This is a genomic window from Streptomyces sp. NPDC050528 (genome assembly GCF_044457795.1).
In the GTDB taxonomy this organism is placed as follows: Bacteria; Actinomycetota; Actinomycetes; order Streptomycetales; family Streptomycetaceae; genus Streptomyces.
In genome coordinates, this window is sequence record NZ_JBITHH010000018.1 from 162,022 (window position 1) to 187,843 (window position 25,822).

Here is a 25,822-nt window from a genome sequence, read left to right on the forward strand (position 1 = left end):
GGGTGATCATGGAACGGCGTGTGCTGGAATCGCTGTTGGCCGGTGACGACGAGGCGTCCGTGATCGCTCTGGCCACCCTCCGGAGTGGCGCTACCTACTGGGTGGCGGACCGGGCACAACCCGCAGGCCAGCATGCTGGAGTCTTCAATCGCCGTCTTCGGCGCATGCGGCTGCACGGACTCGAACCTCTTGGGCTGGAACGAGCAGTGCAGCTCGTCCGCGAACATGGCCAACCCGTGCGCACAGGGCTGATCGATGCTGCCGACCGGAAATGGACCACCCTGCTCTTCATCACCGAGGACGGCAGCGCACTGGTGGCCTGTGCCGGCTGGTCGCTGCCGCTGGTCAGGAAGTCACCGCTCTAGGAGCGAGGTTGGGCTGTTGCGGGCGTGAGCTGAGGATTCCCCGCCTTGGGTGTCGACTGCCGACATCACCTCACGACTTCGGTCTGAGCCGGGACGAATACGGTCGAGGCTTCTACTCCTGATCCAGCCAACCTGGCCAACTCGGCCGGGGAATGGCGGCAAGCGAGGAGACCTTGCCCCTTCTCTCATGTGTCCGCGCCGTCGGTGGCTGGCAGGAGCGCCGCCAACTCGGTGTCGTCCGGGCGGTGGACCGCCTCGGCCGCCTTACGCAGAACGGCGCGGTCGACCTTGTCCGCGTCCGCGATCAGATGAACCACTACGGCGTCTATGGGCACCGCGTACTCGTGGCTGCCACCTGCCTTGCGGTACCAGGCATCGCCGTCGTGCTCACAAGTGACCCGCTTGTCCGACACCTCGCCCAGTGGCTGCTTGGGGCAGCTCTCCGCTGTCAGGGTGCCGTGACCTGCGAAGAGGCCGAACTTGGTGGCACCCACCTCGGATCTGTACGCGGTAACGAACTCGTCCTCGTACTCGCCGACCGACGCCTGGAACACGGTGTAGCCGGAGACCTTGGTGACATAGACGAGTTCCGGCGCCACGCCCCAGACGCGCGCGGCGGCGTCGAGGTCGGCGCCGTCGGCGGCCGTCCCGCCGTTCTTGTCCGCGTCGCATCCCGTGAGGAGAACTGGCAGCAGGAAAAGGGGGAGCAGCGCACGCGCGGGTCGCATCATGCCCACAGCTTTTCGCATGGACATGCCGCAGCCACAACTGATTTCCGGATTCCCCCACCCACATTCCCTGCGCATTCCTGCTCGATCGGAGACGCCGGGGGCACGTTCAGTCTTCGGCCTGACTGGGCGCCGTGAGGTCTACCCATATCCACGGCTTGTGGTCCCACGCACGCACTTCGCCTACGACGAGGTCGACAGTCGCCCCGACCGTTGGCAGCTCCTGCGCGAGGTGCTGCACTCCCGGCTCGCTGCCGCGGCGAATCATGTCCAGCGAGGCGCCCACTGGCTCGTATCCGTTGAGTTTCGCCGTGAGGCCCCAAGGCTGGTGACTGGTGATCGTTGCTTGGAGTGTCTCGCCTTGCCGAAGCTCGGTCAGGGGACGCCTTGATCCATCTGTCATGGCGGCATGATCTCAATGCCGCCGACGACAGTCAGCCACGATGGCGGAAGCGTGGTGGCTGGCAGCTTTGGAGTGTGTTGCCTCCGGTACCTAGGTCGGGGGAAGCGGCGAAGCCGAACAGGGAAGCGGTCTGAACTGCGGGTACCCCGTAGACCAAAGAAAGAGCCCATTCGATAGATCATCGAGGGGTCTCGTGCTGTACAGCAGGATGTCCCCGTCAGGGTCGGGCGTTGACCTTGCCTGCGACAATGCACCCATGAATGACGCCTCTGGGCCGCAGACCTTCGCTTCGCCGCTCAAGCCCGTCGACCTGCGCACCATCGCGCCTGAACGTGAGGCCTTGGCAGGGTGGCTCGACTATCATCGCGCCGAGCTGCTGAGGAAGCTCGATGGGTTGACCGAGGAACAGGCTGCCCAGCGTGTCGTTCCGTCCCTCACCACCCTGCACGGATTGGTGCGACACCTCACCAAGGTCGAGTTCGTCTGGTTTGTCGACGTCATCAAGCAGAGCGAGGAACCCGCGCCCTTCGGTTGGCCGAAGCGCAAGGACGGTGACTTCCTGGTGGACGACGGTGCGACCCTGGCCGAGGACGTCGCGCGCTATCTGGCCGCCTGCGAGCGCAGCCGCGAGATCTTCGCCGGGGTTTCACTGGACGATGTTTGTACGCACCATCGATTTGGGGATCTCGACGTGCGGTGCATCATGATGCACATGATCAGGGAATACGCCCAACACAGCGGCCACGCGGACGTGATCCGCGAGCTCATCGACGGCAGTACGCAGAGCTGAGTCCAGCTGGGTTTTCGAGTGCGCCACGGGCACGGGAAGTACAGTCCAGATGCCCCATGCCCTACACACTGGCTCCTGGGCGTCTTCGCGCTCCACCCTGAGCTTGGGAAGCTGCGGGCATTTGAGGACGGTTCAATGGTTGACCTGCGTGAACGGCTGTGACGGCTTCCGCGACCGTATAGGCCGCCAGGCCCAGGTCGCACGATCAGGAAAGCTGCCCGGCCTCGTGGAGCGCGTCGAAGGTCATCTCGTCGACGGCCGAGACTCGGTCCCGATCGACGTAGCGGAACCACGCCTTCTCGGCGATCTCTCTGGACGGGGTCAGCTCACCGTGGTGATCGGCGGTGTAACAGATCATTCGGAAGGGGTCGTGATCCGGATGGCCCTCACCGATCTCGAACGTGCCGAAGTGCACCATGGAACCGGGGTCGATGGTCGCCTGCAGTTCCTCGTCGATCTCCCGTACCAGGGTCTCGTCGTCGGACTCGCCCGGCTCACGATGACCACCCGGGAGGTAGAAGCGATCTCTGCCGTGGCTACGCGTCACCAACACCCGGTCGTCCCGAACCAGGATCCACGCCACCTTCTCCGGCACGCCGCTGCTGCCATTCGCCATGGCTCGGGACGGTAGTGGAGGGCATCGTCTGCGTCAGCACCGTCCGCACACTGAGCTCGGGAAGCTCGGGTTTTCTGGCGGCAGTTGCCGGATCTGCGGTAGAGCGGTGTTGGAACTCCGGACACACTCGCGCAAGTCCCCCTGTTCCCGTGATTCCCCGCAGGATCTGGCACGCGAATGGCACGACTTCTTCGATCCGGAGCGCCCTGGACGGAGACTGGGCCCTGGAACTCCTGAGCCTTGGCCAACGACAGTCAGCCACGACGGCCGGGTGTCCATCAGGGCAAGTCGTGACGGCGGACGTGTGGTGGTGGGGTCCCTGGTCCGTCGAACCCCCGGTAGTCCGCCGCACCGGCCAGGTCCTCGACGCCTGAGCGATTCGGTTCTACGACGACGAAGGGCTCCCGGCGCGTGCCGGGAGCCCTTCGTCGTCGTAGCGGAGAAGTCTCTCCGGAGAGCCTCTAGAACGTGCCCAGCTTCACGATCGACAGCAGGGCGACGAGCTGGATCGCGGAGGCGCCCAGGGCCTTCGGCCAGGGGAGGTCGTGGGAGCGGCTCACCATCATCGTGAGGAGGGCGCCGGCCGCCACCCAGGTGGCCCAGCCGAGGGCCTGGACGAAGGTCGCGTCGCCGCCGAAGAACATGGCGAAGATCAGGCGGGGGGCGTCCGTGAGGGACATGATCAGCATGGAGAGGCCGACCGTGGGCTGCCAGGCTCCGTCGCCGCCGAGCTGGCGGGCCAGGGTGTGGGTGACCACGCCCAGGACGAAGGACGACAACACCATCGCCACGGCCGTGATCAGGACGATCGGGACCGCGTTCGACAGGGTGGCGTTTATGGCGTCCGCGCGGGCGCCGTCGAAACCGAAGACCGCGAGCAGGCCGTAGAGGAACGTCACGATCAGGGCGGGGCCCCACATCGTGTAGTCCCGCATCTGGAGGAAGGTCTGCTGGGGGGAGAGGACGATGCCTCTGAGCAGGTCCTTCCAGTGCAGACGGGGGCCGACCGGGCCCGCGGGCGCCTGGGCCGAGCCCGCGCGGTACGTACCGCCCTGGGTGTACGGGTCCTCCCCTACGGCGAAGGCCTGGGTGCTGCCCGGGTTGTTCGCCGCGTACGGGTCCGGGGTGCCCGGGTGGGAGCCCTGTCCGTACCCGCCGCCGTCGCCGAAGTACTCCGGCTCGTCACCGTAGGCGCCGTTGCCACCGTTCCCCTGGGACCACTGCCGACCGTTGCCGCCGCCGTACTGCGCTTGGGGTTGCTGCTGCGGGTACGGCTGCGGGGCCGGGGGATAGCCGTACGGCTGTCCCTGCGGCGCCGGGGGTGCCTGCCGCCCGTACGGAGGTTGTTGAGGGCGCGCTTGCGGGGCCCTGCCGTCCCGGGCGCCGCGTCCGATCCTGAATCCAGCCACGTCATCGAACGTACCTGGTTCCGCGGAGACACGTGTCGGGCCGGGGGTTTCGGAAGGGGCTTTGCTGCCGAGCTGTGACATCCCCTAAGGGGAATCCGGAAGGGTCCTGAGGGCCCAGCTGGGGTGGGGCGATGACAAGCGCTGGTGTTCAACTCGCCGCCCTGACCTGCCACTTGCGTACGTCGAGCAGTGACCGTCGGACCGCCCGCTTCTTTGCCAGTGTCGGGATTGCGGGAGCCGAGTAAAGGGCGCTCCCTGCGGTCGCGTCGGCTGCGCCGATTCCGCTGCGCTCCACCCTTGACTCGTCTCCCTCAATCCCGTTGGAGAAGCGAGCGGGCGGCCCCGAGGGATGGGTGGCCCAGCCATGAACACCCTTGCCTGTACTGCGTTGCGGGCCGGTGTCGAGGGGCGCGTCCGCGTCTCGCCAGCACGCCGGGCCGGCTTAGCGGCCAGCGGCGAGTGGGTGGGAGGGTGGGAGGGTGGGTGCTGGAGGCTGTCGGTCGGTGGGTGGTTGCTGGAAGCCGGGGTCTTTTCTAACCAGTCAAATGGCGTGAGAGTGGTTAGTTTTACCTACAGCTTCCCGCAACCACCCACCCGCCGCTGGCCGCTGAGCCGAGGCGGCGTGCCGCCGAGACGCGAACGCGCCCCTCAACACAGGCCAGCAACCCAGTTCAGGCAAGGGAATCCCCACCTGGCTACCCGGCCCAACGTTCACGTATCAGGGCGCGTCCACCTGAACTACCTCGCGTTTTACGATGCGCATACGTCCTTGAGCCGCTTCGCCGCTGCGTCGATTTTGCTGGAGTCCGGGTCCGTGTCGCCGTTCAGGATGGATTTGTTGTAGTCGGAGATCGCCTTGTCGAGGTCGTCGACCGCCTTGGTGACTCTGCTGTCGTCCGAGTCCGCGTTGATCTCGTCGATCGTGGTGCCGGACTCGTGGATCGACTTGAGGCTGTCGGAGATCGTGTTCCAGCTCTGGAGGCAGTCCAGGGAGTTCGAGGTGTCGGTGGGGTCGCAGGCCGTGAGGAGTCCGGTGGTGAGGGCGGCGGCGGCCACTGCGGTGGCGAGGGTGGCCGTACGTCGGGAACGGCGGGGGCGGCTGGGGCGGCGGAGATGCGTGGGCATGGGAGGCCTTTCGAGGGTGGTTCCGTGGGCGTGGCTGTGGAGCGGATCGTCAGGCCCAGGGCTCGTTCGTCGAGGTCGGAGCCGGTGTCTTGGCCGGTCCCTTGCGGAGGTTGGAGACCAGGCCGCCCGCCGCGCCCAGGGAGACCAGGCCCATGCCGGCGGCCGTCGCGATGCCCTTGACGCCTTCCATGGAGAAGTAGCAGAACGCGGCTACACCGCCGTTGAAGAGGAACAGGAACCACAGCGTCGACGACTTCGACAGGAACGCCTTGATCCTCGGCTTCTTCGCGATACGCGAACCGGCCAGCAGCGAGACAGCGATACCGGTGTACGTGGCGGCGGTCTTCGCCGTACCGTCCAGCACCGCCCCGGAGGCCGTGCTCGCGGCGAGGCCGCCGACGAAGAACGACCACAGCAGCAGATTGGCGACGAACGACTTCACCGTGGTGAGCAGCGACTTCACGGGAATTCCTAAGGGGGAGAGGGGGTGTGATCTCTGTCCTCTACGATTCCGTGGCGCACGCGCCGTCACGAGGGACCGTTCTCCCGAACACATGGTGTAGTGCGCTACACCATGGAGGCCGGGGGATCAGGGGGTGGGGCGCGTGGGGCTGTGCGGGCCGCTGGTGTGGGGAGCCGTCGCCGCGGGGTGTGCCGTGGTCCGGGCGGGGGCGTTGTGTGTGTGGTGCGGCGGAGCCGGCGGCCGGGCGACTCCGTTTCCCTGACCAAGCCCCGCGAAGACTTGATCAAGCCACGTGAAGACCTGACCGAGCCACGCGACGAGTGCTACGACCAGCCGCGCCCCGAACTCCTCGGCAGCCGCCCGCCGTTGGGCCACGTTCTCGGGACCCGCCTCGACTCCCCGGCCTGGACCAGAACCCGTACCTGCGCCGTATGGCTCCTCGTGAGCTTCGCCTCCGGCGCCAGGGTGCGTACCGCGACTGTCGTGGAGCGGCCGGGCGCGGTGCGGAAGGACCTGAGCGAGGACGTCGTACGCGGCTGTTCGGCGCGGTTGGTGGTCGCCGGACCCGGTGTTCCCGAGGGGCACTGGAGCGCCTTCTCCGACGGGACGGACGGCAGGGCCTCGCTGGTCGGCTTCGTCCTTGTTCTCCTCGTGTACGTCTTCTCGTCCGTCGGGACCATCGGGGGCGAGTGACGGTACGACGATGCCCCGCGCCCTCCGGTGAGGGTGCGGGGCATCGTCGTAGTCGAACAGGTTCTTACTTCACCGGCTGGGGCTCCGGGGAGTTCTCCGGTTCCGAGGTGCCCGCCGGGGGCTCGTCCTCGGCGGGCTTCTTGACCGAGTCGAGGAGGAGTTGGGCCACGTCGACCACCTGGATGGATTCCTTGACCTTGCCGCCCGTGGCGGAGCCACTATCGGCTGCAGCCTTCTTGCCGTTGACCGAGTCGGTCAGCATCACCAGGCAGAAGGGGCAGGCCGTGGAGACGATGTCGGGGTTCAGGGAAAGGGCTTCGTCCACGCGTTCGTTGTTGATGCGCTTGCCGATGCGCTCTTCCATCCACATGCGCGCGCCGCCGGCTCCGCAGCAGAAGCCGCGTTCCTTGTGGCGGTGCATTTCCTCGTTGCGGAGGCCGGGGACGCTGGCGATGATCTCGCGCGGGGGCGTGTAGATCTTGTTGTGGCGGCCCAGGTAGCAGGGGTCGTGGTAGGTGATGATGCCCTCGACCGGGGTCACGGGGATCAACTTGCCCTCGTCGACGAGGTGTTGGAGCAGCTGGGTGTGGTGGATGACCTCGTAGTCGCCGCCGAGCTGCGGGTACTCGTTGCCGATCGTGTTCAGGCAGTGCGGGCACGTCGCGACGATCTTCTTCGCCGACTTGGGCTTCGCCGACTCCGCCACGACCTTGCCGTCGTCGTCCAGTTCCTCGCCGAACGCCATGTTCAGGGCCATGACGTTCTCCATGCCGAGCTCCTGGAACAGGGGCTCGTTGCCGAGCCTCCGCGCCGAGTCGCCCGTGCACTTCTCGTCGCCGCCCATGATCGCGAACTTCACGCCCGCGATGTGGAGGAGTTCCGCGAAGGCCTTCGTCGTCTTCTTGGCGCGGTCCTCCAGGGCGCCCGCGCAGCCGACCCAGTACAGGTACTCGACCTCGGTCAGGTCCTCGATGTCCTGGCCGACGACCGGGACCTCGAACTCGACCTCCTTGAGCCACTCCAGGCGCTGCTTCTTCGCCAGGCCCCAGGGGTTGCCCTTCTTCTCCAGGTTCTTGAGCATCGTGCCCGCCTCGGACGGGAACGCGCTCTCGATCATCACCTGGTAGCGGCGCATGTCGACGATGTGGTCGACGTGCTCGATGTCCACCGGGCACTGCTCGACGCAGGCGCCGCAGGTGGTGCAGGACCACAGGACGTCGGGGTCGATCACGCCGTTCTCTTCGAAGGTGCCGATCAGGGGGCGCTCGGCCTCCGCCAGAGCCGCCGCGGGGACGTCCTTCAGCTGCTCCTCGGTCGCCTTCTCCTCGCCCTCCATCGACTTGCCGCCGCCCGCCAGCAGGTACGGGGCCTTGGCGTGCGCGTGGTCGCGGAGGGACATGATCAGGAGCTTGGGGGAGAGCGGCTTGCCCGTGTTCCAGGCGGGGCACTGCGACTGGCAGCGGCCGCACTCCGTGCACGTGGAGAAGTCCAGCAGGCCCTTCCAGGAGAACTGCTCGACCTGGGAGACGCCGAAGACGTCGTCGTCACCCGGGTCGGTGAAGTCGATCGGCTCGCCGCCCGACGTCATCGGGAGCAGGGCGCCGAGCGAGGTCTCACCGGTCGCGTTGCGCTTGAACCAGATGTTCGGGAACGCCAGGAAGCGGTGCCAGGCCACGCCCATGTCCGTCTTCAGGGCGACCGTGATCATCCAGATGAAGGAGGTCGCGATCTTCACGCCGGCGAAGAGGTACGTGAGGTTCTGGAGCGTGGAGACGTCCAGGTGGCGCAGGGCCGAGACCACGGGGTACGAGATGAAGAAGGACGCCTCGTACGCGTCCACGTGGTGCTGGGCGCCTTCGAGGGCGTGCAGCATGAAGATGCAGACGCCGACGATGAGGATGACGGCCTCGACGAAGTACGCCTGGCCGAAGTTGGAGCCGGCGAAGCGGGACTTGCGGCCCGGCTTGTTCGGCTTGCTCAGCTGGCGGATCACGATCAGGGCGAGGATGCCGAGGACCGTCATGGTGCCGATGAACTCGACGAAGACGTTGTACGGCGCCCATTCGCCGATGACCGGCAGCAGCCAGTCGGCCTGGAAGAGCTGGCCGATGGCGTTGACGATCGTCAGCAGCAGCGAGAAGAAGCCCACCGCCACGAACCAGTGCGCGACGCCGACGACACCCCAGCGGTTCATCCGGGTGTGGCCGAGGAACTCCTTGGCCACGGTGACGGTGCGCTGGACGGGCTCGTCGGTGCGGGTGCCCTTGGGCACGTTCTGGCCGAGTCGCATGAAGGTGTAGATCTGCAGGACGGCGCGGGCGAACAGCGCCACACCGACCACGATCAGTACCAGCGACACGATGATCGCGGCGAGTTGCATTTCAGGGCTCCTCGGGCCTGCGAGGGGTCATGGCATCACCGCTCAGCACATTACTAAGCGGTAACTTAATCGGTTCGACCGAGACTACCCCTATCTTGCGTCGCACTGTAGCCAGCCGTGCGGTGATGTGCGTCGCTGAGGGTTGCCTAAAAAGGCCTGCTCCAGACCTGCTCCGGGCTCGTTCCCAAGCTTGTTACGGTCTGATCGTGTTATTCGTACTGAATTGGTACATTTGCCGCTAATTTGGATCCGTGCTCTACGGGATTCTCGCCGCCACGACCGCCCTCCTCCTCTCCGCGCTCCTCGCCGCACTGCTCCGTGTGCCCGCGCTCCGGGCGAGGATCGTCGACCGGCGACGACGGGCCCGGCCCGTTCCGCTGCTCGGGGGACTCGCGGTCGCGCTCGCCGTCTCGGCGGTCACCTGGGCGTGCGACCGGACCGGACTCGCCCCCCTCGGCGACGGCGTCGGCGGACTGCTCGCTGCCGGGTCCGCGGTGGCCGGGCTGGGGCTCGTCGCCGATGTCTGGCGGCTGAAGACCCGGTTCCTGGTCCTCGGTACGGCCGTGGCGGCGGCCTGTGTCGTGCCGTACGACGAGATCGGGGTGCCCGGAGGGGTGCTGGCGGTGGTGTGGATCGTGTTCGTCGCCGGCGCCTTCAAGGGGCTCGATCACGCGGACGGGCTCGCGGGGACCGTGGGGGTGGTCACCGCCTTCGGGGTCGGGGCCTGTGCCGCGATGGAAGTGATGGACGGACTCGCGGTGTTGCTGAGTGTGCTGGCCGCCGCGCTCACCGGGTTCCTGATGCACAACTGGCATCCCGCGCGGATCGCGCTCGGCGCGTGCGGGTCGCTGTTCACGGGGTTCCTGCTCGCCTCGGCCGCCGTGCTGACGCAGGCCGGGCGCGGGTTCGCGTCCAGTGCGGGGGTGTTGTTCGCGCTGACCGCCGTTGCCAGTGCCGACGCCGTACTGGTGCTGCTGTCCCGGCGGCTGGCCGGGCGGGCGTTGCTGCGGGGTGGGCCGGACCATCTCGCCCACCGGCTGCGGAGGTTGGGGCTCACTCCGCAGGGGGCGGTGGTGCTCCTCGGGATCGGGGGGTTCTCCGGAGTGCTCGTCGGGGTGCTCGTGCACAACGGGTGGGTGGGTGAATCCGCCGTCGTGTGGGTGGTGGGCGGGGCCCTGGTCGTCGTGTTCGGGCTGCTTAAAGTCAACGTCTACGGGGTGCGGCGTGCCGCGTCTACGCAGGTCAGAGGCCAGTTGCGTGTAAGGAACGGATAAGAGTTGAGCCTGGTCGACTCAGCTCTGTTGACCCAGCGGTGAGTGTCGTGCACACTTGAGTCCGTTCCACTCAAGTCATTGCTGGAGGAATCAACCATGGCACGTGCGGTCGGCATCGACCTGGGCACGACTAACTCCGTCGTCAGCGTTCTTGAAGGCGGCGAGCCCACCGTCATCACCAACGCAGAGGGCGCCAGGACCACGCCGTCCGTCGTCGCCTTCGCCAAGAACGGCGAGGTGCTCGTCGGAGAGGTGGCCAAGCGCCAGGCGGTCACGAACGTTGACCGGACCATCCGTTCCGTGAAGCGCCACATGGGCACGGACTGGAAGATCGAGCTCGACGGGAAGAACTTCAACCCGCAGCAGATGAGCGCCTTCATCCTGCAGAAGCTCAAGCGCGACGCCGAGGCCTACCTGGGCGAGAAGGTCACGGACGCGGTCATCACCGTCCCGGCCTACTTCAACGACTCCGAGCGCCAGGCGACGAAGGAGGCCGGCGAGATCGCGGGCCTGAACGTCCTGCGCATCGTGAACGAGCCGACCGCCGCGGCGCTGGCGTACGGCCTCGACAAGGACGACCAGACGATCCTCGTCTTCGACCTCGGTGGCGGCACCTTCGACGTGTCCCTCCTGGAGATCGGCGACGGCGTCGTCGAGGTGAAGGCCACGAACGGCGACAACCACCTCGGTGGTGACGACTGGGACCAGCGGGTCGTCGACTACCTGGTGAAGCAGTTCGCCGCCGGTCACGGCGTCGACCTGGGCAAGGACAAGATGGCCCTCCAGCGTCTCCGTGAGGCTGCCGAGAAGGCCAAGATCGAGCTGTCCAGCTCCACCGAGACCTCGATCAACCTGCCCTACATCACGGCGTCCGCCGAGGGCCCGCTGCACCTGGACGAGAAGCTCACCCGCGCCCAGTTCCAGCAGCTGACCGCCGACCTGCTGGAGCGCTGCAAGACGCCGTTCCACAACGTCATCAAGGACGCCGGCATCTCGATCAACGAGATCGACCACGTCGTCCTCGTCGGTGGCTCCACCCGTATGCCGGCCGTCGCGGAGATCGTGCGCGAGCTGACCGGCGGCAAGGACGCCAACAAGGGCGTCAACCCGGACGAGGTCGTCGCCATCGGCGCGTCCCTCCAGGCCGGTGTCCTCAAGGGCGAGGTCAAGGACGTCCTGCTCCTCGACGTGACCCCGCTGTCCCTCGGCATCGAGACCAAGGGAGGGATCATGACCAAGCTCATCGAGCGCAACACCACGATCCCGACCAAGCGGTCCGAGATCTTCACCACCGCCGAGGACAACCAGCCCTCCGTGCAGATCCAGGTCTACCAGGGCGAGCGCGAGATCGCGGCGTACAACAAGAAGCTCGGGATGTTCGAGCTGACCGGTCTGCCGCCGGCCCCGCGTGGTGTCCCGCAGATCGAGGTCTCCTTCGACATCGACGCCAACGGCATCATGCACGTCACGGCCAAGGACCTCGGCACCGGCAAGGAGCAAAAGATGACCGTCACCGGCGGCTCCTCGCTGCCGAAGGACGAGGTCGACCGCATGCGCCAGGAGGCCGAGCAGTACGCGGACGAGGACCACCGTCGCCGCGAGGCCGCCGAGTCCCGCAACCAGGGCGAGCAGCTCGTCTACCAGACGGAGAAGTTCCTCAAGGACAACGAGGACAAGGTCCCCGGCGAGGTCAAGACCGAGGTCGAGGCCGCCGTCGAGGAGCTGAAGGCCGCGCTCAAGGGCGAGGACACCGCCGAGATCCGCACCGCCACCGAGAAGGTCGCCGCGGTCTCGCAGAAGGTCGGCCAGGCCATGTACGCCGACGCCCAGGCCGCGCAGGCCGCGGGCGGCGACGCCCCGGGTGCCGAGGCGCCCAAGGCGGACGACGACGTGGTGGACGCCGAGATCGTGGACGACGAGCGCAAGGACGGTGCCGCGTGACGGAGGAGACCCCGGGCTTCGAAGAGAAGCCTGATGTCCCTTCCGGCGCCACCCCCGAAGACGCCGAGCCGAAGGTCGCCTCCCCCTCCGCGGGGGAGGGGGCGGCCCCGGCAGGGGACGCAAGCAGCGCGCAGATCGCCGGTCTGACGGCCCAGCTGGACCAGGTGCGCAAGGCGCTCGAAGAGCGCACCGCGGACCTCCAGCGGCTCCAGGCCGAGTTCCAGAACTACCGCCGCCGGGTCGAGCGGGACCGCATCGCGGTCAAGGAGATCGCCGTGGCGAACCTCCTGACCGAGCTGATGCCCACGCTCGACGACATCGGCCGCGCGCGGGAACACGGTGAACTCGTCGGCGGTTTCAAGTCGGTGGCGGAATCCCTGGAGACCGCCGCGGCGAAGATGGGACTGCAGCAGTTCGGCAAGGAGGGCGAGCCCTTCGACCCGACGATCCACGAGGCCCTGATGCACTCGTACGCGCCGGACGTCACCGAGACGACCTGCGTGGCGATCCTGCAGCCCGGGTATCGCATCGGCGAGCGCACCATCCGCCCCGCGCGGGTGGCGGTCGCGGAGCCCCAGCCCGGCGCCGCACAGACCGGCAAGGCGGAGTCCTCGGACGCCGCCGAGACCGCGGACGACGACAAGGAGAGCGGTGGCCCGGACGAGGGCTGACATCGCACCCCACGGGACCCGCACAGCGAGTAGCACCAAGGGAAAGGAGGGACGTCGAGGATGAGCACCAAGGACTTCATCGAGAAGGACTACTACAAGGTCCTCGGCGTCCCCAAGGACGCCACCGAGGCCGAGATCAAGAAGGCGTACCGGAAGCTCGCCCGCGAGTTCCACCCGGACGCCAACAAGGGCAACGCCAAGGCCGAGGAGCGCTTCAAGGAGATCTCCGAGGCCAACGACATCCTCGGTGACCCCAAGAAGCGCAAGGAGTACGACGAGGCCCGTTCCCTCTTCGGCAACGGCGGTTACCGCCCGGGGCCGGGCGGCGCGGGCGGCGGCAACTTCAACTTCGACCTGGGCGACCTCTTCGGAGGCGGCGCCCAGGGCGGCGGTGGCGCCGGGGGTGCCGGCGGCTTCGGCGGCGGGATCGGTGACGTCTTCGGGGGCCTGTTCAACCGGGGCGGCGCGGGCACGACCCGTACGCAGCCCAGGCGCGGCCAGGACATCGAGTCCGAGGTCACGCTCAGCTTCACGGAGGCCATCGAAGGGGCCACGGTGCCGCTGCGGATGTCCTCGCAGCAGCCCTGCAAGGCCTGTTCGGGCACCGGCGACAAGAACGGCACACCGCGCGTGTGCCCGACCTGCGTCGGCACCGGCCAGGTCGCGCGCGGCTCCGGCGGCGGCTTCTCGCTCACGGACCCGTGCCCGGACTGCAAGGGCCGGGGCCTGATCGCCGAGCACCCGTGCATCGAGTGCAAGGGCAGCGGGCGCGCCAAGTCGTCCCGGACCATGCAGGTCCGGATCCCCGCGGGGGTCACGGACGGCCAGCGCATCCGGCTGCGCGGCAAGGGCGCACCGGGTGAACGGGGCGGTCCCTCAGGGGACTTGTACGTCATGGTGCACGTCGACGCGCACCCCGTGTTCGGCCGCAAGGACGACAACCTCACGGTGACGGTCCCGGTGACGTTCGCCGAGGCGGCACTCGGCGGCGAGGTCAGGGTGCCCACCCTGGGCGGCCCGCCGGTGACGCTGAAGCTGCCCCCGGGCACGCCGAACGGCCGGACGATGCGCGCCCGCGGCAAGGGCGCGGTCCGCAAGGACGGCACCCGGGGTGACCTCCTCGTGACCGTCGAGGTGAGTGTCCCGAAGGACGTCACGGGGAATGCTCGTGACGCACTGGAGGCGTACAGAGAGGCGACCGCGGGCGAGGACCCGCGGGCGGAGCTGTTCCAGGCCGCGAAGGGAGCATGAGAGTGATGGACGGCCGTCGACGCAACCCGTACGAGCTGACCGAGGAGACCCCGGTCTACGTCATCTCGGTGGCGGCCCAGCTCTCCGGCCTGCACCCGCAGACGCTGCGCCAGTACGACCGCCTCGGCCTGGTCTCCCCGGACCGCACGGCCGGGCGCGGCCGGCGCTACTCGGCCCGCGACATCGAACTGCTGCGCACCGTCCAGCAGTTGTCGCAGACCGAGGGCATCAACCTGGCCGGCATCAAGCGCATCATCGAGCTGGAGAACCAGGTGGTCGCGCTCCAGCAGCGCGTCGCCGAGCTCCAGTCGGCGGTCGAGGGCGCGGCGGCCACGATGCAGCAGCGCGAGGCCGCGGTGCACGCGTCGTACCGGCGCGACCTGGTCCCGTACCAGGAGGTTCAGCAGACCAGCGCGCTGGTGGTGTGGCGGCCGAAGCGACAGCAGTCCTCGGACTGACGTCCACTCACACGCGGAAGGGGCCCGGAGGTTCGACCTCCGGGCCCCTTCCGCATGCTCGGGACGGTCAGGGCGCCAGGGCCGCCCAGGCGTCGCCGGGGGCGGATTCGGTGCCGTCGGCGTGGAGGGCGGTCACCCAGTAGAAGTGGGTGGTGCCTGCGGCGGCCGTGGTGTCGGTGTACGACGTGCCGGTGACCGGGTCGGCGGTCAGGGGCTCGTAGGCGGCGGTGGCCGGGTTCCAGCGGTACACCCGGTATCCGGTGATGTCGTCCCCGTGGTACGAGCTGGACAGGTTCCAGGTGAGATCGACCGCCGTCGTACCGCCGGCGGCCCGGGCGTCGACGCTGACCAGCCAGTCCGCGGGGGTCTCCACGGTGGGCCGCAGGTCGTACTCGGTGACGGTGGTGGAGACCATGGCGTCGGCGGACGTGTAAGTGGAGTTGCCCGAGGTGTCCACGGCGTCCACGAAGTACGTGTGGTGCTCGCCGTCCTGGAGGTTCGCCGAGTCGACGAGCCGGCTGGTGCCCGCCTTGACCGTGCCCACGTGCGTGTACTCGGTGCCGTCGTCCACCGTGCTGACCCGGAACACGTTGTACTCGGCGAGGTCGGCGGCCGGGCTGTCGTCCCAGTCCAGGACCGTGCCGTACTCGGTGGCGGTGGCCGTGAACCCGGTGACGAGCGGCGGGGCGGTGGCGTCGCCGTAGGCATGGGAGACGGTCTGCGAGGGGGCCGACTCCCGCCCGAGCGCGTCGACGGTCGTCACCCAGTACACGTAGAACCCGTCGCTCGGGCTCGGCACGACCGTGGTGTCGGTGCAGGCGTAGGTGTGGCGGGTGCCGTACGCGGTGTCGGTGAGCGTCGGGGCGCAGGGCACCACCTGGGAGTCGACGACGTCGAACGTGCCGGTCGCGTCGTCGAAGCGGTGCTCGTCGCGGTGGACCCGGAACCCGGTCGGCGCGTACGGCGAGACGTCCCAGGCCAGATCGATGCCGCCGCCGTCCTCCGGCCGGTTCTCCGTCTTCCAGAAGTAGGGCACGGCGAGCGGCCGGGCGTGGGAGACCACCGCCGAGTACCCGGTGTTGCCCGCCGGGTCGGTCGCCGCGACCTTGTAGTAGGAGGTCTCCCCGTACGGGGCGGTGGCATCGGTCGCCGAGTTGCTCAGATTGCCCGCGGCCACGGTGAACGGCCCGCCGGGTGCGTCGGACCTCAGCAACCGGTAGGTCAGCGACCCCTCACCGGACATCCACGAGAGGCCCACCCCGTACAGGGCACTGTCGCTGTAGACGGCCAGGTCCGTGACGGTCGGCGCCAGCCGGTCCGCCGTGGTGACGAGTTGGTCGGTACTGCCCGGGGACTCCAGGCCGGCCCTGTCCACGGCCCGCACCTCGTAGTAGTGCGCGTGACCGGAGGCAGCGAGGGACTCCGTGAACGACGTGCCCGTCAGCAGGCCGGCGCCGCTGACCCGATGCCAGTCGGTGTACCCCTTCGCCCGCCGGTAGACGCGATACCCGGCGAGGTCCATCTCCTTGTTCTTGGCCCAGGTGAGCTTGGCCTTGCCGGTGGCGGTGTCGTACGCCACCGCAGCACCCGTCGGGGCGAGCGGCTCGACCTTGTCGACCGTCGCCGAAGTGCGGGGCGTGTACGTGAACTTGACCTTCGCGGAGCCCGTCCAGTTGACGTAGTCGATCCGCAGGGTGTGCTTGCCCTTGGGGATCGTCACGTTGGCCGTCCTGCTCACGGTCGTGGAGGTGTTCCTCCACAGGTCGACCTTGCGGACGCCGTCGACGTAGACGCGGATCCCGTCGAGCCCGGACGCGGCGAGGGCGAAGGGGCCGCCCGAGCCGAAGTCCCGCGTCACGCTCCAGCGGACGCCGAAGGTGTCCTTCGGGAGGCCGGAGGCGGGGGCGCCGGTCCAGGTCTGGTCGATCGCGTTGTCGCAGTCCGTCTTCTTCGCCGTACCGGAGAAGGCCGTGTTCGCGAAGAACTGCCGCTTGTAGACGGGTGAGGCGCAACTCGTCGCGGCGGAGGCGGGACTTGTCGCGCCGGCGAGCAGGCTCCCCGCGACGGAGAGCACGACGGCGGCGGCCGTCGTGTGTCTGGCTGGGTTCATGCGGTCCTCTGTCGGATCGGTCGCGGCGGCACAGCCGCTGACGATCACGACTCGTGGGGAAAGGAGTTGGTTGTGCTGATCTTTGCCTGCTCATGAACTCCCGTTGAGTGGAGGGTCCGTAAAGAGCGTTTGGATGGGGTTCCGCAGCCTCTCCACATACCAAACGGAACGTGGCGTTGCCATCTCGTTAAGTAGTTCCGCTTGACGCCGGTGGTCGTGGCCGCGTTGGCTTTTCAGTCACCTGGGTTGCAATGCTGCACCCACGTCCGCACGGCACCAGAAGTGAGCTCCCAATGCGTCGTATCGCCATATCCGTGGCCGCGTCCTCGCTGGCCCTCCCCCTGGCCGCCTGTGGCGTGCTCAACTCGTCGGGGAGCAGCTCGGACGCGACTCCGGCGAAGGGCAACGACATCACCGTCGGTGTGCTCATGCCGGAGAAGACGAACACACGGTACGCGGAGTTCGACTTCCCGATCATGAAGGCGAAGATCCAGGAACTCACCGCGAACAAGGGCAAGGCCGAGTACGAGAACGCCGGCGGTGTCGCGGCCACGCAGGACAAGCAGATGCAGAAGATGATCGACGAGAAGGTCGACATCATCGTGCTCGACGCCGTCGACTCGCACCTCATCCGCACCATGGTGGCGAAGGCCAAGACCGCCGGCATCCCGGTCATCGCCTACGACCGTCTCGCCGAGGGCCCGATCGACGCGTACGTCTCCTTCGACGGCGAACTGGTCGGCGAGGTGCAGGGCCGTTCCCTGGTCGAGGCGCTGGGCAGCAACGTGGACACCTCCGACAAGATCGTCATGATCAACGGTTCGCCGACCGACCCCAACGCCGCGGTGTTCAAGGGCGGGGCGCTGTCCGAGCTGCAGGGCAAGGTGACGATCGCCGAGAGCTACAACACCAAGGCCTGGGACCCGGACCTCGCCCAGAAGGAGATGACCGAGGCGATCGGCAAGCTCGGCAAGAACAACATCGCCGCCGTGTACTCCGCCAACGACGCCATGGCCGGCGGCATCATCAAGGCCCTGAAGGCGTCGGGCCTCACGAAGCTCCCGCCCGTCACCGGCCAGGACGCCGAACTCAGCGCCGTGCAGCGGATCGTCACCGGCGAGCAGTACATGAGCGTCTACAAGCCCTACCCCGACCTCGCCGAGGCCGCCGCGAAGATCGCCGTCGCCAAGGTCCAGGGCAGGGACATCGAGTTCGACGCCCTCACCCGTGACACGGTCGACAGCCCCACGAACAAGAAGATCCCCTCGCAGCTGGTCTCCGTGGTCGCGCTGACGCAGGACAACATCAAGTCGACGGTGGTCGCGGACGGGATCTACAAGATCTCCGACATCTGCACGGCGGACTACAAGTCGGCGTGCGAGGCGCACGGGCTGAAGTAACCCGCCCGCCCCGCACGGGAGTTCACGCCACCCGCGTGAACTCCACCGTCACCTCCGGCGGCCCGCCCGCCACTCCCCGGTAGATCCCCTTGTGCGGCGTCACGTCGTCGTAGTCGCGCCCCCGCCCCACCACCACGTGGGACTCGTCGGGCCGGGTCCGGTTGGTGGGGTCGTAGCCGCACCAGTCGCCCGCCCAGTACTCGATCCAGGCGTGGCTCTGTCCGGCCACTGGGCGGTGGAGTTCCGCTTCGCGCTCCGGGTGCAGGTATCCGGAGACATAGCGCGTGGGCAGACCGAGCCCCCGCAGCAGCGCGATGGTGACGTGCGCGATGTCCTGGCAGACGCCGGCACCCTGTTCCCAGGCCTCGGCCGCCGACGTGTTCACGCCGGTGACGCCGGGGAGGTAGGCCACCCGGTCGGCGACCAGCGCGGAGACCGCGATCGCCGTCCCGTGCGGATCGAGTCCTACGGCCGCCTTGCGCGCCTTCTTCAGCAGCTTGGGCGGGACCGTCGTACGGACCGTGGGGCCGATGAACTCCAACAGGCGTGAGTTCGTGGTCCGTTCGGTCACCTCCTGCCAGCTGGGGGAGGGGCCGAGCAACTCCGGCGGGGACGTCTCGACCAGGCTCGACGCGGTGATCGTGAGGTCCGCGTGCGGGTCCATCAGGTCGAAGCCGGTGACCTGGGTGCCCCAGTAGTCCCAGTACGACCACGTCGGGGTCGTGGGGTTCACCGTCACGCGCGCGTCCAGCGTGGTCTGGCCGGGCAGCGTGAGCGGGGTCATCCGCACCTCGTTGTGGGAGGAGACGGCCGCCTGGGCGTACGACACGCGGGTGGTGTGGCGGATGCGAAGCCTACGGGTCATCTCAGGCTCCTTCCTGGGCCCACTCGACGGGCCCCTGGTACGGGAAGAACAACTCCGCGACCGCCTCCGCCGAGTCCATGCAGGCATGCTGCAAGTCCTTGAGGAGGGCGGGCAGTTGCTCTTCCAAGGCGTGCGAGTCCAGGTATTCGAGACGGGTACGGAGGCGGCCTATCGGGCGCCGGGCGGGGTCCTGGCGCTGGCGCCCGAGCGCGGTCAGGCACTCCTCGGCCGTCGTCAGCGCGTGCAGCGCGGAGCGCGGGAAGTCCCGGTCCAGCAGCAGGAATTCGGCCACGCGCGGGGTGTCCCCGAAACCGCCGTACACGCGCGCGTACGCCTCGTCGGCGCCCGAAGCGCTGAGCAGTGTCGGCCAGTCGGGCGCGTGCGCCGCGTCCAACACCCGGACGGACAGCAGCCGTACGGTCATGTCCACCCGTTCGAGGCTGCGTCCCAGGACGACGAAACGCCAGCTGTCGTCGCGGCTCATCGTGGAGTCGGCGAGGCCGAAGAACAACGCGGCGCGTCTGCGCACGAGTTCGAGATAGGCGTAGGGGCCCGTACGGCGGGCCGCGAGGCGTTGGTCGGCCAGGGCGTGCCAGGTGGAGTTGAGGCACTCCCACATCTCCGAGGAGACGGCCTCCCGGGCGCTGCGGGCGTTGAGACGGGCGGCGCCGAGCGCGCCCTCGATGGAACAGGTGGAGCGGGCGTCGAAGGCGAGCTGGTCCAACACCTGCTGCATGTCGACGCGTTGACCGCCCGCGTCGACCCCGAGGATCGCGTACAGCGACCGGCAGGCCGCGTCCTCGTCGCGCCAGGGGTCCTCCAGCAGGCGGTGCAGATAGGCGTCGAGGATGCGCCCGGTGGCGTCCGCGCGCTCGACGTAACGGCCCGTCCACGTCAGGGCCTCGGCTATCCGGGAGAGGATCACGTCGTTCACTGCTGCGCCCCTTCCTGTACGACCGCGGGGTTGCCGTCGGGGCCGAGCTGGCGGGGTGCCACCTCGGGCAGTCCGCTCTCCGGGAAGAGCGACGCGGGCTGTTCGGTGGGGCCCTCCGCGAGCACCCAGGTGTCCTTGGAGCCGCCGCCCTGGCTGGAGTTGACGATCAGGTTGCCCTCCTGGAGGGCGACGCGGGTGAGGCCGCCGGGCAGCACCCAGACGTCGGTGCCGTCGTTCACGGCGAACGGGCGCAGGTCGATGTGGCGCGGTGCCATGCGTTCGCCCGCGAGGGTGGGGGAGGTGGACAGGGCGACCGGGCGCTGCGCGATCCAGCCGCGCGGGTCGGCGGCGACGGCTTTGCGAGTGCGTTCGAGGGTCTTCGCGTCGGCCTTGGGTCCGATGACGATGCCCATGCCGCCCGCGCCGTCCACCGGCTTCACGACGAGTTGGTCGATCTGGTCGAGGACCGCCTCCAACTGCCCCGGCTCGTCGGGGCGGTAGGACTCCACGTTGGGGAGAATCGGTTCCTCTGAGAGGTAGTAGCGGATGAGGTCGGGGACGTAGGTGTAGAGGAGCTTGTCGTCCGCGATGCCGTTGCCGACCGCGTTCGCGAGTGTGACGTTCCCGGCCTGGGCGGCGTTCATGATGCCCGGGCAGCCGATCACCGAGTCGGGGCGGAAGTGCAGCGGGTCGAGGAAGTCGTCGTCGAGCCGTCGGTATACGACATGGACGGGCACCTCGCCGCGTGTGGTCCGCATCCACACCCGGTTGTTGCGGCACACCAGGTCGTGCCCCTCGACCAGCTGGACGCCCATCAGCCGTGCCAGCAGGGCGTGTTCGAAGTAGGCGGCGTTGCTCGGGCCCGGGGTGAGGACCACGACGCGCGGGTCCTGGGTGCCGGCGGGCGCGGCGGCGCGCAGGGCGGCGAGCAGCTTCTGCGCGTACCCGTCGACGGGGACCACGTGCTGCTCGGCGAAGAGGGAGGGGAAGATCCGGGTCATGGCTCTGCGGTTCTCGATGACGTACGAAACCCCGCTGGGGACCCGCACGTTGTCCTCCAGCACCCGGAAGTCCCCGGCCTCGTCGCGCACGAGGTCGATGCCGGCGACGTGGATGCGGACCCCGCCCGGTGGCTCGACCCCCTGCGCGGCCCGATGGAAATGGGCCGAGTTGAGGAGCAGCCGCCAGGGCACGACCCCGTCCTCGAAGGCCCGGCAGTGCGAGTACGCGTCGGAGAGATAGGCCTCCAGGGCCCGCACTCTCTGCGCCACCCCGCGCTGGATGAGATCCCACTCCAGCGCGTCGATGATCCGCGGCACCAGGTCCAGGGGCCAGGGCCGTTCCTCGCCCGCGAAGGCGTAGGTCACGCCCCGGTCGGTGAACGCGCGGGCCATCTGGTCCGCGCGGAAGCGCAGTTCACTCGGCTCGATGGGCTGGAGTGCCGCCAGTACCGGCTCGTAGGCGGTTCTGACCTCACCCGGCCGCACAAACATCTCGTCCCACGCATCGGCCAATGCGTATGCGTCAAATATGTCCGCCATGAGGGGACGTTAAGTGCGGTACGTAACACGACGGTCTCTGAGTGATTTCCGGCAGCTCACGCGGCAAGTGATACGACGGGGGACTCGTTGCTACCGGCCGGACACCCCCGCAGCTTGTTGCAAGGCGAGGCACGGAGGCCGGGAGATAGCGGGCGATATCAGCGGTTTTCGGCGGCTGTTCGAGGGGGAGCCGTGTTGCGGAGCAGGTCCGCTCCGCGCATAGTTGCGCTGCAAAGAGCCGGGAACCGGGGGTGGGATGGGCGATGGCCGGGCACGGGACGGACGAGCATCCACACGGTGCTGACCGACTCTGCGGCCCCGGGGACCGCGTGTACTCCCGGGCCGTACGGCGGGGCCGTGTACCGCGCACGGACGCCGAACCGGTGCCGTGCCTGCTGGAGCTGGCCCTCCTGCACCCCGACCCCGACGACATGGCCTGGCTGGTCCCGACCTCCCCGCAGGAGGTCATGACCCGCCTGCTGCGCGGGGTCTACGACGAGGTCAGCGAGAGCCACCGGCGGGTGGGTTCGGCCGTCGCCGCCTTCGAGTGGTACGCCGGTCTCGGCCGCCGTATCCAGGCGTCGGCGTCCCTGGAGGGCGGCGCCGCGATCCGCGTCCTGGACGGGCTCTCCCGTATCCAGGCGGCGATGGACGACGCGACGGAGGCCTGCACCAGCGAGGTGCTCACCGTCCAGCCCGGCGGCATCCGTCGCGAACCGGAACTCACCGAGGGCCTGCACCGCGCCGTCGCCCTGCGCTCGCGCGGGGTGCGGATGCGCGACCTGTACACCCACGTGGCCCGGCACGGCCAAGGCCTGCTGAACTACCTGGAGTTGATGGGCGACGCGGTCGAGGCGCGGACGCTCGACGAGGTCGTCGACCGGCTGATCCTCTTCGACCGCACGGTCGCCTTCATCCCCGCCAACGCCGACCACACGATGGCCCTGGAGCTGCGCCACCCCGCGCTGATCGACTACTTCGTCACGGTCTTCGACCGCCTGTGGCGCCTCGCGATCCCGGTCGCCGCCCCGCTGCCCGACACCGGCATCGAGGGCATCTCGCACCGCGAACAGTCCATCGCCGCCCTGCTCGCGGACGGCCACCAGGACGCGGTGATCGCGGAACGGCTCGGCATCAGCGTCCGCACCTGCCGCGCCCACATCGCCCGCCTGTCGGAGACGCTGGGCGCGGCCAGCCGTACCCAACTCGGCGTCCGTATCGCCCAGGTGGGCCTGGACGGCGCCTCTTCACGCCTGCCGGACGTCCCCGTGCAGCTCACTCCGGTGGATCGAGAATCCCCGACTGCCCGATGAGGTAGCCGAGTTGGGCCCGGCTCTCGCTGCCGAGGGTGGCGGCGAGTTTGGCTATGTGGACGCGGGCGGTGCGGATGTTCATGCCGAGGCGGTCGGCGATGACGGCGTCGGTATAACCCTCTATGAGCAGGCTCGCTATGGCGCGTTGGCGGGGCGTGATGCCGTTGTGGGAGGGCTGCCGGACCGCTTCCGGGTACATGGGGGTGGCCAGGTGCCAGAGGCGGTCGAAGACCGTGACGAAGTAGGTGATCAGCGCCGGGTGCCGGACCTCCAGGGCGACGGTGCGGTGCTCGTTGGCCGGGATGAAGGCGACCGCGCGGTCGACGACGATGAGGCGGTCGGTGACCTCGTCGAGGGTGCGGGCCTCGGCGTCGCCCCGCAACTGGTCGTAGCGGGTGAGGACGGCGGGCTGATGGCGGAGCGCGTGCGGGTAGAGGCTGCGGATGCGGCCGCCGCGGTCGAGGAGGGCCTGGTCCTGTTTCAGGGCGTTGAGGTTGATGTCGAGGGACTCGGGGTTGCGCCGGCGCGGCTGGATCGCCAGCACCTCCCGGGAGGCCGCGGCCACGGCCTCCGCGATGGCCGAGTTGATCCGGTCGAAGCCGTTGAGGACGCTGATCGCGGTGTCCGTCGCTCCGGTCCGGCGGCCGTCGATGCGCATCAGCGGCTCGAACGCCTCGGTCAGCCGCTCCTCGCGCCGCCGTTCGTCCGCGATCCGCGCCCCCGAGGAGCGCAGCAGCCGGTGCAGAACCACGGCCGGGGCGACCGGTTCCAGCCGGCCCGGGTCCGCGGCGGCCGGGTGCAGCAGGCCGTGGTCGAGCAGGCACGGAGCTGCGTCGGCGGCCGCGGGGTGCACCCACCCGTCGCGCAGGGCGCGTGCGTACAACTCCGATCCGGCGGGGCACAGGTCGTCCACACCGTGCTCCGCGTGGGACGGGGACGTCACTCCGCCGCTCCCTCCGGTCTGAGGATGCCCGACTCCGCGATGAGGTAGCCGAGTTGGGCCCGGCTCTCGCTGCCGAGGGTGGCGGCGAGTTTGGCTATGTGGACGCGGACCGTGCGGATGTTCATGCCCAGGCGGTCGGCGATGACGGCGTCCGTGTGGCCTTCGACGAGCAGGGTCGCTATGGCGCGCTGGCGGGGCGTGATGCCGTTCAGGGAAGGCTGCTCGACCGATTCCGGGTACAGGGGCGTCGCCAGGTGCCAGAGGCGGTCGAAGACCGTGACGCAGAAGGTCACCAGGGAAGGGTTGCGGACTTCCAGGGCGAGGGTGCGGTCCTCGTTGGCGGGCATGAAGGCGACGGTCCGGTCGACGACGATGAGGCGGTCCGGGATCACGTCCAGGGTGCGCGCCGCGACATTGCCGCGGAGCCGTTCGTAGCGGGCGATGATCGACGGCGCCTGGCGCAGGGTGTGCTGGTAGAGCGTACGGATACGGCCGCCGCGGTCGAGCAGGGCCTGGTCGCGGGCCAGCGCCTCGATGTGGAACTCGGGGGCCGTGTAGGCGGTGTGCGTGATGTGCGGCTGGATGGCGAGGACCTCGCCCGAACTGTCGGCCATCGCCTGGGTGATGGCGGCGCCGATCCGGTCGAGCCCGCTCAGGACACCGATGGTCGGGACGCGCTCCGTCCCGGCGGGGCGGCCGTCGATCCGCATCAGCGGTTCGAAGGTCTCCGCCAGCCGCTGCTCGCGCCGGCGCTCCTCGGCGACGCGGTCCTCCATGGCCCGCAGCATCCGGTGGAAGGCGACCGCGGGGGCGACCGGCTCCAGCCTCCGCAGATCCGTGACGGCGTGGATCAGCAGGCCGAAGTCGAGGAGACAGGGCGCCTGTTCGGCCTCGGAGCGGCTCACATGGCCCTCGCGCAGGGCACGCTCGTACACCTCGGTCCCGGCCGCGCACAGGTCCTCCACGCCGTGTGTGTGCGGCTCGGTCACGGTGTGCCGTCCCCTCCCTGCGTCGGGTCGTCCTGGTTCAGGATCCCCGACTGGGCTATGAGAAAGCCGAGTTGGGCCCGGCTGCCGCTGCCCAGGGCCGTGGCGAGCTTGGCGATGTGGGCCCGGCAGGTCCGCACGTTCATGCCCAGCCGGCGCGCGATGGCCTCGTCGACATGGCCCTCGATCAGGAGTTTCGCGATCGAGTGCTGGATGTCGGTGATGCCGTCGGGGGCGGTCTCGTAGGGGGCGCCGACGTTCAGCGGGACCGCGCGGCTCCACATGAACTCGAAGACCTTGATCAGGTAGCTCACGAGACCCGGGTGGCGCAGTTCCAGGGCGACCTGACGGTCGTCGCGTATCGGGATGAAGGCGACGCTCTCGTCACAGATGATCAGGCGCTCCACCAGCTCGTCGATGGTGCGGTACTCCACCTTGGCGTTGACGAACTGGTCCACGTAGCCCAGCCGGTCGGGGCTGTAGCGCGCCGTGTGCTGGTACAGGGTGCGGATCCGCACTCCGCGCTCGATCAGCGGTTTGTCGCGTTCCAGCCCCTCGATGAGCCGGTGCTCGGGGCGCTTGCGGCCGCTCGGCTGGACGGTGAGCATCTCCGTCCGGCACTGGGTGGTGGCCAGGTCGAGCGCCGCGTTGATCCGGTCCAGCCCCTCCAGGACCGTGATCGAGGAGTCGGTGGACGCGGTCTCCTGGGCGCTGAGGGCCATGAAGGGCTCGAAGGCGTCGGCCAGCGTGACCGACATCCTTCTCCGCTCGCTGATCTCCCGTTCCAGGGGGTGCAGCCGCTGGGCCAGCGCCACGGCCGGGGGGACGGGACGCAGCAGATCGGCGTCGTCCGGGTCCGGCTGGAGGAGGGCGAATTCCATGAGACAGGGGGCGGCCTCGACGGCCGACCGTGTGATGCGCCCGGTGCGCAGGGCTGTCGCATAAAGACGGTCGCCCTCCTCGCACAGTTCGGTCAGCGCGTGGGGATGTGCGCCGTTAGTCCCGTTTGTCACCAAATCTCCACCCCCCAGGGTCCTGAACATGCAGGAACATGATGCACCGATCGTGTGGCCATGACGTGCCCGAATGAGCCATCGTCTTACTCGACGGGGGAATGAGGGGACCTTCAAGTGAGGACGAAGCCGATTATGCGTAACAGATTG

23 protein-coding genes are annotated in these 25,822 nt (G+C 68.7%); 10 read left to right on the forward strand and 13 right to left on the reverse strand.

Annotation, left to right across the window (positions count from 1 at the left end):
- Positions 1 to 20: 20 nt before the first annotated feature.
- Positions 21 to 365: a hypothetical protein gene (locus ACIBK4_RS44825; protein ID WP_399004951.1), complete on the forward strand. Its 345-nt coding sequence runs from the start codon at positions 21 to 23 to the stop codon at positions 363 to 365.
- A gap of 185 nt (positions 366 to 550) precedes the next feature.
- On the opposite strand, the gene ACIBK4_RS44830 is transcribed toward ACIBK4_RS44825, so the two are convergent.
- The gene (locus tag ACIBK4_RS44830) at positions 551 to 1,096 is read right to left on the reverse strand and encodes a hypothetical protein (RefSeq protein WP_399004953.1); all 546 of its coding nucleotides are present in this window, start codon (positions 1,094 to 1,096) and stop codon (positions 551 to 553) included.
- A gap of 656 nt (positions 1,097 to 1,752) precedes the next feature.
- On the opposite strand from ACIBK4_RS44830, the gene ACIBK4_RS44835 reads away from it, so the two are divergent.
- On the forward strand, positions 1,753 to 2,286 hold the full coding sequence (locus ACIBK4_RS44835; protein WP_399004955.1) for a DinB family protein: 534 nt from the start codon (positions 1,753 to 1,755) through the stop codon (positions 2,284 to 2,286).
- A gap of 205 nt (positions 2,287 to 2,491) precedes the next feature.
- Here ACIBK4_RS44835 and ACIBK4_RS44840 read toward each other — a convergent pair whose 3' ends face one another.
- The 4 genes from ACIBK4_RS44840 to ACIBK4_RS44855 form a co-directional block, all read right to left on the reverse strand.
- A complete protein-coding gene (locus ACIBK4_RS44840) occupies positions 2,492 to 2,902 on the reverse strand; it encodes an NUDIX domain-containing protein (RefSeq protein WP_399004957.1) in 411 nt (136 codons plus the stop codon).
- 461 nt (positions 2,903 to 3,363) lie between these two features.
- Entirely contained in the window at positions 3,364 to 4,392 is a 1,029-nt protein-coding gene (locus tag ACIBK4_RS44845; protein WP_399004959.1) for a Yip1 family protein, read from the reverse strand.
- A 669-nt stretch (positions 4,393 to 5,061) separates the two neighbouring features.
- A complete protein-coding gene (locus tag ACIBK4_RS44850; RefSeq protein WP_399004961.1) occupies positions 5,062 to 5,436 on the reverse strand; it encodes a hypothetical protein in 375 nt (124 codons plus the stop codon).
- 49 nt (positions 5,437 to 5,485) lie between these two features.
- Positions 5,486 to 5,899 (reverse strand): hypothetical protein, encoded by a 414-nt coding sequence (locus tag ACIBK4_RS44855; RefSeq protein WP_399004963.1) that lies wholly within the window; start codon positions 5,897 to 5,899, stop codon positions 5,486 to 5,488.
- Positions 5,900 to 6,178: 279 nt separating this feature from the next.
- Between ACIBK4_RS44855 and ACIBK4_RS44860 the strand changes: the two genes are divergently transcribed.
- Entirely contained in the window at positions 6,179 to 6,592 is a 414-nt protein-coding gene (locus ACIBK4_RS44860) for a hypothetical protein (RefSeq protein WP_399004965.1), read from the forward strand.
- 64 nt (positions 6,593 to 6,656) lie between these two features.
- On the opposite strand, the gene ACIBK4_RS44865 is transcribed toward ACIBK4_RS44860, so the two are convergent.
- Positions 6,657 to 8,972 carry a (Fe-S)-binding protein gene (locus tag ACIBK4_RS44865; protein ID WP_399004967.1) on the reverse strand — a complete coding sequence of 772 codons (2,316 nt, stop codon included), beginning with the start codon at positions 8,970 to 8,972 and terminating at the stop codon, positions 6,657 to 6,659.
- A 251-nt stretch (positions 8,973 to 9,223) separates the two neighbouring features.
- Between ACIBK4_RS44865 and ACIBK4_RS44870 the strand changes: the two genes are divergently transcribed.
- The 5 genes from ACIBK4_RS44870 to ACIBK4_RS44890 all read left to right on the forward strand — a co-directional run bounded on the left by ACIBK4_RS44870 (position 9,224) and on the right by ACIBK4_RS44890 (position 14,567).
- On the forward strand, positions 9,224 to 10,246 hold the full coding sequence (locus ACIBK4_RS44870; RefSeq protein WP_399004969.1) for an MraY family glycosyltransferase: 1,023 nt from the start codon (positions 9,224 to 9,226) through the stop codon (positions 10,244 to 10,246).
- 96 nt (positions 10,247 to 10,342) lie between these two features.
- Positions 10,343 to 12,187 carry a molecular chaperone DnaK gene (dnaK, locus tag ACIBK4_RS44875; protein WP_399004971.1) on the forward strand — a complete coding sequence of 615 codons (1,845 nt, stop codon included), beginning with the start codon at positions 10,343 to 10,345 and terminating at the stop codon, positions 12,185 to 12,187.
- Positions 12,184 to 12,858: a nucleotide exchange factor GrpE gene (gene grpE / locus ACIBK4_RS44880; RefSeq protein ID WP_399004973.1), complete on the forward strand. Its 675-nt coding sequence runs from the start codon at positions 12,184 to 12,186 to the stop codon at positions 12,856 to 12,858. Before dnaK ends, grpE begins: the two co-directional genes overlap by 4 nt.
- A 60-nt stretch (positions 12,859 to 12,918) precedes the next feature.
- Positions 12,919 to 14,109, forward strand: a complete 1,191-nt coding sequence (gene dnaJ / locus ACIBK4_RS44885; protein ID WP_399004975.1) for a molecular chaperone DnaJ — start codon at positions 12,919 to 12,921, stop codon at positions 14,107 to 14,109.
- Positions 14,110 to 14,114: 5 nt separating this feature from the next.
- Complete coding sequence (locus tag ACIBK4_RS44890; RefSeq protein WP_033284884.1) at positions 14,115 to 14,567, forward strand: heat shock protein transcriptional repressor HspR; 453 nt, start codon at positions 14,115 to 14,117, stop codon at positions 14,565 to 14,567.
- A gap of 67 nt (positions 14,568 to 14,634) precedes the next feature.
- On the opposite strand, the gene ACIBK4_RS44895 is transcribed toward ACIBK4_RS44890, so the two are convergent.
- On the reverse strand, positions 14,635 to 16,677 hold the full coding sequence (locus ACIBK4_RS44895; protein ID WP_399004978.1) for a PA14 domain-containing protein: 2,043 nt from the start codon (positions 16,675 to 16,677) through the stop codon (positions 14,635 to 14,637).
- A 293-nt stretch (positions 16,678 to 16,970) separates the two neighbouring features.
- On the opposite strand from ACIBK4_RS44895, the gene ACIBK4_RS44900 reads away from it, so the two are divergent.
- Positions 16,971 to 18,077 carry a substrate-binding domain-containing protein gene (locus ACIBK4_RS44900; RefSeq protein WP_399004980.1) on the forward strand — a complete coding sequence of 369 codons (1,107 nt, stop codon included), beginning with the start codon at positions 16,971 to 16,973 and terminating at the stop codon, positions 18,075 to 18,077.
- A 22-nt stretch (positions 18,078 to 18,099) separates the two neighbouring features.
- Here the strand turns inward: ACIBK4_RS44900 and ACIBK4_RS44905 are convergent, their stop codons facing one another.
- The 3 genes from ACIBK4_RS44905 to ACIBK4_RS44915 are packed head-to-tail and all read right to left on the reverse strand — an operon-like array spanning position 18,100 to position 21,417.
- Positions 18,100 to 18,942: a transglutaminase N-terminal domain-containing protein gene (locus ACIBK4_RS44905; protein ID WP_399004982.1), complete on the reverse strand. Its 843-nt coding sequence runs from the start codon at positions 18,940 to 18,942 to the stop codon at positions 18,100 to 18,102.
- A 1-nt stretch (position 18,943) separates the two neighbouring features.
- Entirely contained in the window at positions 18,944 to 19,876 is a 933-nt protein-coding gene (locus ACIBK4_RS44910) for an alpha-E domain-containing protein (RefSeq protein WP_033284781.1), read from the reverse strand.
- On the reverse strand, positions 19,873 to 21,417 hold the full coding sequence (locus ACIBK4_RS44915; RefSeq protein WP_399004984.1) for a circularly permuted type 2 ATP-grasp protein: 1,545 nt from the start codon (positions 21,415 to 21,417) through the stop codon (positions 19,873 to 19,875). Before ACIBK4_RS44915 ends, ACIBK4_RS44910 begins: the two co-directional genes overlap by 4 nt.
- Before the next feature lie 263 nt (positions 21,418 to 21,680).
- Here ACIBK4_RS44915 and ACIBK4_RS44920 point away from each other — a divergent pair, with 263 nt between their 5' ends.
- Positions 21,681 to 22,730 (forward strand): LuxR C-terminal-related transcriptional regulator, encoded by a 1,050-nt coding sequence (locus ACIBK4_RS44920; RefSeq protein WP_399004986.1) that lies wholly within the window; start codon positions 21,681 to 21,683, stop codon positions 22,728 to 22,730.
- On the opposite strand, the gene ACIBK4_RS44925 is transcribed toward ACIBK4_RS44920, so the two are convergent.
- From ACIBK4_RS44925 to ACIBK4_RS44935, 3 genes are read right to left on the reverse strand one after another with little or no spacing between them, the layout of a single operon-like run.
- A complete protein-coding gene (locus ACIBK4_RS44925) occupies positions 22,693 to 23,673 on the reverse strand; it encodes a LuxR C-terminal-related transcriptional regulator (RefSeq protein WP_399004988.1) in 981 nt (326 codons plus the stop codon). The genes ACIBK4_RS44920 and ACIBK4_RS44925 overlap by 38 nt on opposite strands.
- Entirely contained in the window at positions 23,670 to 24,662 is a 993-nt protein-coding gene (locus tag ACIBK4_RS44930) for a LuxR C-terminal-related transcriptional regulator (protein ID WP_399004990.1), read from the reverse strand. Before ACIBK4_RS44930 ends, ACIBK4_RS44925 begins: the two co-directional genes overlap by 4 nt.
- A complete protein-coding gene (locus ACIBK4_RS44935; RefSeq protein WP_399005056.1) occupies positions 24,659 to 25,675 on the reverse strand; it encodes a helix-turn-helix transcriptional regulator in 1,017 nt (338 codons plus the stop codon). The genes ACIBK4_RS44930 and ACIBK4_RS44935 overlap by 4 nt, the downstream gene beginning before the upstream one ends.
- Positions 25,676 to 25,822: the final 147 nt, after the last annotated feature.